The following is a 6,810-nucleotide window of genomic DNA, read 5'->3' on the forward strand; positions in this document are numbered from 1 at the left end:
AGGCCGGGGGTGGCCGACCGCACCGACTGGTGGCAGGTCGACGCGCGCGCCTTCGACCCGGTCCGGCGGCCGCACCGTGGGACCTGGGTCACCACGCACTTTCCTCGCACCCGCCGGAGGCCGGCATGGTCGACGTGACCCGTCGTCTCGCTGGGGCGGTCGCGCCCGGCGGGCACCTGCTGGTGGTCGGCCACGCGCCGTCGGAGACGTTCGCCCACCTGGACGGGGCCAAGGCGCGCGCGATGTGGCACGCGCAGGACCTGCGACCCGCGCTGCCGGACGACTTCGAGGTGCTGGTGTGCGAGGAGCGTCCGCGCACGGTGGAGCGCGAGGGGCGGACGATGGACGTCGAGGACGCCACCCTGCTCGCCCGCCGCTCGTCCTGACCTCTCCTTGGCGCTGAGCGTGACGTTGTGCACGCCCGCCGCGGCGTGTCGCGTGCACAACGTCACGCTCAGCGCCGAGGCGAGCGTGCGGCCGGGGTGGACGCTAGGCGCGGACGACGGCGTCGGCGCCGGGCTGCGGACGCAGCCAGACGTGGTCGCCGGGGTGCAGGCCCAGGGCGGTGGCGTCCGAGCGGGTGAGCACCACCTGCACCGGCTCGCGGTGGCGCGGGTCGGTCGGCGTCACCTCCAGGCGCACCTCGAAGCCGACACGCGTCCAGCGGGTGATCGGGCCGTCGACGACGGCGGCCTGCTCGTAGCGCGAGATCTCGATGTCGTGCGGCCGGATGAGCCGGTCGCCCAGCGTCGTGACCGGGCCCAGGAACGACAGCACGAAGTCGCTGGCCGGCTTGTCGTACAGGTCGTCGGGCGTGCCCACCTGCTCGATCCGGCCGTCGTTGATGACCACGAGCGAGTCGGCGACCTCGAGCGCCTCCTCCTGGTCGTGGGTGACGAAGACGGTGGTCACGTGCACCTCGTCGTGCAGGCGGCGCAGCCAGTCGCGCAGCTCCTTGCGCACCTTGGCGTCCAGGGCGCCGAACGGCTCGTCCAGCAGCAGGACGCTCGGCTCGATCGCCAGGGCGCGGGCCAGGGCCATGCGCTGGCGCTGGCCGCCGGAGAGCTGCGCCGGGAGCCGATGGGCGAACTGCTCGAGGTGGACGAGCTCCAGCAGCTCGGCGACCTTGGCCTTCACCTCGGCCTTGGGCCGCTTGCGGATCTCCAGGCCGAAGGCGACGTTCTTGGCCACGCTCATGTGCTTGAACGCCGCGTAGTGCTGGAAGACGAAGCCGACGTTGCGCTTCTGCGCCGGGACGCCGGTGGTGTCGCGGCCCTCGATGACGACCTGGCCCTCGTCCGCGGACTCCAGGCCGGCCACGATGCGCAGCAGCGTGGACTTGCCGCCGCCGCTGGGTCCGAGCAGGGCGGTGAGCTGGCCGCTCGGGATGGACAGCGAGACGTCGTCGAGCGCGACGAAGTCGCCGAACCGCTTCGAGACACCGGTGATCTCAATCCCCATCGGGGTCCTCCTTGGGTCGCAGGACGGTGACCACGACGAGCGCCGCCACCGCGATGAGGGCGAGCAGGAAGCTGGTCGCGTACGCGCTGCCCTGCTCGAAGTCCTGGTACTTCTGCTCCACGACGAGCGTGGCGGTCTGGGTCTGGCCGATGAGGTTGCCCGAGACGATCTTGACCGCCCCGAACTCGCCGAGGCTGCGCGCCAGGCTGAGCACGACGCCGTAGACGAGGGCCCACTTGATCGACGGCAGGGTGATGCGCCAGAACGTCTGCCAGCCGCCGGCGCCGAGGCTGCGGGCGGCCTGCTCCTGCTCGGTGCCCACCTCCTCGAGCACGGGGACGACCTCGCGGATGACCAGCGGCAGCGCGACGAACGCGGTGGCCATGACGATGCCCGGGGTGGCGAAGGCGACCTGCAGGCCCAGACCCTCCAGCGTGGGCCCGAACAACCCGTTCGCGCCGCCGTAGGCGAGCAGCAGGGCCAGGCCCACGACGACGGGGGAGACCGACAGCGGCAGGTCGATGAGCGCGGACAGCACCCGGCGTCCGGGGAACTCGTGGCGCACCAGCAGCATCGAGACGGCCACGCCGAAGACGGTGTTGACGACGACGGCCCAGACGGCCACGACGACGGTGAGGCGCAGGGCGGACGTGACGACCGGGTCGGCCAGCGCGGTCGTGAGGTTCTCGGTGCCGCCGTCGAACGTGTGCCGCACGACCAGCGCCACGGGCCAGACGACGAGCATGAACAGGTAGGCGGCGACCAGCGTCCGGCGCACGTACGTGCCGGGCGTGCGGGGCGTCCGGGTGCGGCTAGCCACGGCGCGCCACCGCCCGCGAGACGAGCTGCAGGACGGTGATGGCGAGCAGCGCCACCACGAGCAGGAGCGTCGCCACGGCGCCGCGGCCGCCTCGTTGCCGTTCTCGATGTAGGTCAGGATGCGCACGGACGCGACCTCGGTCCGCAGCGGCAGGTTGCCCGACAGCAGCACGAGCGAGCCGTACTCGCTGATGCCGCGGGCGAACGACAGCGCCGCTCCGGCGGTGATCGCCGGGGTCAGGGCGGGCAGCAGCACCCGGCGGAACGTCGTGACGCGGCTCGCGCCGAGCGACGCGGCGGCCTCCTCGACGTCCCGGTCCATCTCGAGGAGCACCGGCTGCACCGTGCGCACGACGAAGGGGAGCGTCACGAACAGCAGCGCCAGGAACACCGACGCCTCGGTGTTGGCGACGTCGACGCCGATCGGGCTCTGCGGGCCGTACAGGCTGAGCAGCACCAGGCCGGCGACGATCGTCGGCAGCGCGAACGGGACGTCGATGACGACCTCGAGCAGGGCCTTGCCGGGGAACGAGTCGCGCACCAGCACCCAGGCGATGAGCGTGCCCATGACGACGTTGACGAGCGTCACCAGCAGCGCCTGCGACACGGTGAGCCGCAGCGCCGCCGCGGTCTGCGGGTTGCGCAGCGTGTCGGCGAACGTCTGCCAGCCGCCCTCGGCGGCCGACACGACGACGAGCGCGAGCGGGATCAGCACGAGCAGGCTGAACCAGGTCAGGGTCAGGCCCAGGCCGAGGGCCGAGCCGCGGGTCAGGGACGACGACGCCCGGGAACGGCGCGCACGCGCCGTTCCCGGGTCCGTCGGGGCGAGGGTGCTCACGACTTGCCGGACTCCTGCAGGATCTTGGTCACGATGCCGGCGTCCTCGTCGAAGAACGTCGTGTTGACGGCGTCCCAGCCGCCGAAGTCGCCGTCGATCGTCCACAGCTTCTCGGGGGTCGGGAACGGGTCGCTCGGGTCGTTGGCGCCCTCGACCTCGCCGACCTCGACGCCTTGGACCGACTCGAGCGGGCGGAAGCCCTTCTTGACGTACTCGGCCTGGCCCTCGGGGCTCAGGACGAAGTCGAGGAACGCCTGCGCCTTCGGGTCGGCGTCCTCGGTGACCGCCGCGGGGTTCTCGATCTTGAGCGTGTCCTTCGGGAGACGTAGTCGATCTCCTCGCCGTTCTGGCGGGCCAGGATGGCCTCGTTCTCGTAGGAGATGAGCACGTCGCCGGTGCCGCCCTGGAACGCGGTGGTGGCGTCGCGGCCGCTGCCCGGCAGCGCCTCGACGTTGCCGACCAGCTTCGACAGGAACGCCTTCGCCTCGGCCTCGGTGCCGCCGTTCGCGATGACGTGCTGCCAGGCGCCGAGGATGTTCCAGCGCGCCGAGCCGGACGAGCCCGGGTTGGGCGTGACGATGCCGACGCCCGGCTTCACCAGGTCGTCCCAGCCCTGGATGTTCTTGGGGTTGCCCTTGCGGACGACGAGCACGACGACCGAGTCGGTGACGATGCCCTTGTTGGCACCGGCGTCCCAGTCGTCGGCCACGAGGCCGGCCTCGACGAGCCGGTCGACGTCCGGCGTCAGCGAGAAGTGCACGTAGTCGGCGTCCAGGCCGTTGGCCACGGCGCGGCTCTGGTCGCCCGAGGCGCCGTAGGACTCCTTCCAGCTGGTGCCCTTCCCGGCGTCGGTCTGGGCGAACGCGGCCTGCGCGGCGTTGTTGCCCGCCTTCGGGACGGCGAAGCCGACGAGCGACAGGGTGGTTCCGGAGCCTCCGGCGGCGCCGCCGCCGCACGCGGCGAGCGCCACGGCACTGACGAGGGCGGTCGCGAGGGCGGCGAGACGGTGTCGGGACATGGGAGGCCTTCGGGCTCGGGGCACGCCCGCTGCGTGCCGTCGACGAGCCACGCTAGGAGCCGGGGACCGGCCGTGGAGGCCTGCTCACATGCTGGTCCGTGCGTCCGCGGACCGGGATGCGTGGTAGGTCAGTCGAAGACGACCGTGCGCGGCCCGTCCATGAGGACGCGCGACTCGCTGTGCAGGCGGACGGCCCGCGACAGCGTCTGGGACTCCACGTCGCGGCCCACGCGGGCGAGGTCGGCCGGGGCCATCCGGTGGTCGACGCGCAGGACGCCCTGGTCGATGATCGGCCCCTCGTCCAGCGCCGCGGTGACGTAGTGCGCGGTGGCGCCGATGAGCTTCACGCCCCGCTCGTGCGCCTGGTGGTAGGGGCGCGCGCCCTTGAAGCTGGGCAGGAACGAGTGGTGGATGTTGATCGCGCGGCCCTCGAGGGCGCGGCACAGGTCGTCGGACAGGATCTGCATGTAGCGCGCCAGGACGACCAGGTCGACGTCCAGCTCGGCCACGAGCTCCAGCAGCCGTGCCTCGGCCTCGGCCTTCGTGTCGGCCGTGACCGGCACGTGGTGGAACGGCACGTCGTAGGACCGGGCGAGCCGCTCGGCGTCCGGGTGGTTCGACACGATCGCCGGGATCTCGATGTTGAGCCCGCCGGTGCTCTGGCGGAACAGCAGGTCGTTGAGGCAGTGCAGGTCCTTGGAGACCATGACGATGGTGCGCAGCGGCGCCTCGGCGACGACCAGGCTGAAGTCCATCGCGTGCTCGGCCGCGACCGGGCCGAACGAGGAGCGCAGCTCGTCGGTCACCCGCGCGTCGGGGAAGTCGAAGTGCAGGCGCAGGAAGAACTGGCCGCTCGCGGTGTCGGTGAACTGCTGGCTGTCGAGGATGTTGCCGCCGGCCTCGGCGACCCAGCGGGAGACCGCGTGGACCAGGCCCGGGCGGTCGGGGCAGGAGAGCGTCAGGACGTACGAGGCGGTCACGGGTGCAGACTAGTCGGCTCGGCGGCCGTAGCCCGCGTGGGTGGGCCGGGCGAGGAACATCGCGACGACCAGGCCGGCCAGCAGGACGACCGCGGGCAGCACGAGCGACTCGGCCATCGCGTCGGCGAACTCGCCGGCGACCTGCGGCGGCAGGGTGCTGCCGGACGCCTGCAGCGACTCGCTGCCGCCGGCCTGCTCGCCCAGTGTCGGCACGCGAGGCGCGCCTGGATCATCGCGGCGATCGCGGCGCTGCCCAGCGCGGCGGCGACCTGGCGGATGGTGTTGTAGACGCCGGCCCCGGCGCCCGCGGCGCTGAGCGGCAGGTTGCGCGTGGCGGTGGTGCTCAGCGGCGCCCACAGGAACGCGTTGCCGACGCCGAACAGGGCCATCGGCAGCAGCAGCTGCCAGACCGCGCGGTCGGGGGTGAGGGTCGCCAGCAGCCACCAGATGGCGGCCGAGGACGCGGCGAAGCCGGTGGCGACGAGGTAGCGGGGGTGCATGCGGTCGACGAGCCGGCCGACGACCGGGGCCAGGACGCGGTCATGACCGCCATCGGCACGAGCAGCAGGCCGGACTCGGTCGGGCTGTAGCCGCGCACGAGCTGGGCGTAGAACATGAACGGCAACGACATCGCGGTGATGGCGCCGGACACGGCGGCGATGCCGACGTTCGACAGCGAGAAGTTGCGGTCGCGGAACAGGCCCAGCGGCACGAGCGGCTCGGTGCGGACGCGCGACTGCCACCAGGCGAAGACGGCCAGGACGACCAGGCCGGCGGCGATGAGCAGCGGGACCGAGACGACGCCGGTGATCGTGCCCCAGTCGTAGGTCTCGCCCTCCTGGATGCCGAACACCAGCAGGAACATGCCGATCGCGCTGAGCGCCACGCCGGTCCAGTCGAAGGAGTGGCTGTGGGTCGGCAGGGTGGGGACGAGGCGCCAGGCGAGCACGAAGCCGGCGACCCCGACCGGCACGTTGACCAGGAAGATCCACTCCCAGCCCGCGGCGTCGACGAGGACGCCGCCGAGCACCGGGCCGACCAGCGTGGCGACGCCGGCGGTCGCGCCCCACAGGGCCATGGCGCTGCCGCGGCGCTGGGGCGGGAACGTGCGGGTGATGACCGCCATCGTCTGCGGCGTCATGAGCGAGGCGCCCAGGCCCTGCACGACGCGGGCGACGACGAGGCCCTCGATCGAGCCGGTGAGCGCGCACCACAGCGACGCGAGCGTGAAGATCGCCAGTCCGGTGAGGTAGACGTTCTTGGGGCCCAGCCGGTCGCCGAGGCGTCCGGTGACGAGCAGCGGCACCGCGTACGCCAGCAGGTAGGCGCTGGTCACCCAGATGACGGCGTTGACGTCGGCCTCGAGGTCGCGGCCGATCGCCGGCGTCGCGACCGACACGATCGTGTTGTCGACCAGGATCATGAAGAACCCGATGACCATGGCCCACAGGGCGGGCCAGGGGCTGTGCCCCTCGGCGAGGTCGGTGCCGGCGTTGCCGCGCGTCTGCGTCATGGACCCAGGGTAGTTGCGCCCACCGACGACTACGCGCGGAGCAGGTCGTACGCGTGCAGGTCGTCGTAGGTGCCGTCGCCGAGCCGCTCGGCCCGGCGCTCGGTGCCCACGTGGGTGAACCCCAGCCGGCGGGCGATCGCGTTGCTGGCGTCGTTGCCGGCGGCCGCGTGCAGGTGAGCCG

General features: G+C 72.5%; 5 protein-coding genes and 3 pseudogenes. 1 reads left to right on the forward strand and 7 read right to left on the reverse strand.

The genetic code is table 11. The features are described 5' to 3' along the window. Nucleotides 1-125 precede the first annotated feature (125 nt). The gene (locus tag AC2W7G_RS06725; RefSeq protein WP_485867754.1) at nucleotides 126-386 is read left to right on the forward strand and encodes a hypothetical protein; all 261 of its coding nucleotides are present in this window, start codon (nucleotides 126-128) and stop codon (nucleotides 384-386) included. Nucleotides 387-489: 103 nt separating this feature from the next. Here the strand turns inward: AC2W7G_RS06725 and AC2W7G_RS06730 are convergent, their stop codons facing one another. The 7 genes and pseudogenes from AC2W7G_RS06730 to AC2W7G_RS06760 all read right to left on the reverse strand — a co-directional run. Continuing rightward, a complete protein-coding gene (locus tag AC2W7G_RS06730; RefSeq protein ID WP_485867755.1) occupies nucleotides 490-1,461 on the reverse strand; it encodes a sulfate/molybdate ABC transporter ATP-binding protein in 972 nt (323 codons plus the stop codon). Then, a complete protein-coding gene (gene cysT / locus AC2W7G_RS06735; protein WP_485867756.1) occupies nucleotides 1,451-3,118 on the reverse strand; it encodes a sulfate ABC transporter permease subunit CysT in 1,668 nt (555 codons plus the stop codon). Before cysT ends, AC2W7G_RS06730 begins: the two co-directional genes overlap by 11 nt. After that, nucleotides 3,115-4,136, reverse strand: a pseudogene (locus tag AC2W7G_RS06740) (sulfate ABC transporter substrate-binding protein). The gene cysT and the pseudogene AC2W7G_RS06740 overlap by 4 nt, the downstream one beginning before the upstream one ends. Before the next feature lie 128 nt (nucleotides 4,137-4,264). Beyond that, entirely contained in the window at nucleotides 4,265-5,116 is an 852-nt protein-coding gene (gene purU / locus AC2W7G_RS06745) for a formyltetrahydrofolate deformylase (RefSeq protein WP_485867757.1), read from the reverse strand. Nucleotides 5,117-5,125: 9 nt separating this feature from the next. Then, the gene (locus tag AC2W7G_RS06750) at nucleotides 5,126-5,329 is read right to left on the reverse strand and encodes a hypothetical protein (RefSeq protein ID WP_485867758.1); all 204 of its coding nucleotides are present in this window, start codon (nucleotides 5,327-5,329) and stop codon (nucleotides 5,126-5,128) included. 98 nt (nucleotides 5,330-5,427) lie between these two features. Continuing rightward, nucleotides 5,428-5,616 (reverse strand): annotated as a pseudogene (locus tag AC2W7G_RS06755) (MFS transporter); the annotation flags it as partial. Between the two features lie 98 nt (nucleotides 5,617-5,714). Continuing rightward, nucleotides 5,715-6,629, reverse strand: a pseudogene (locus tag AC2W7G_RS06760) (MFS transporter); the annotation flags it as partial. Between the last annotated feature and the right edge of the window lie 181 nt (nucleotides 6,630-6,810).

It is taken from the genome of Aeromicrobium sp. PFPM2_SD2, from assembly GCF_057364525.1.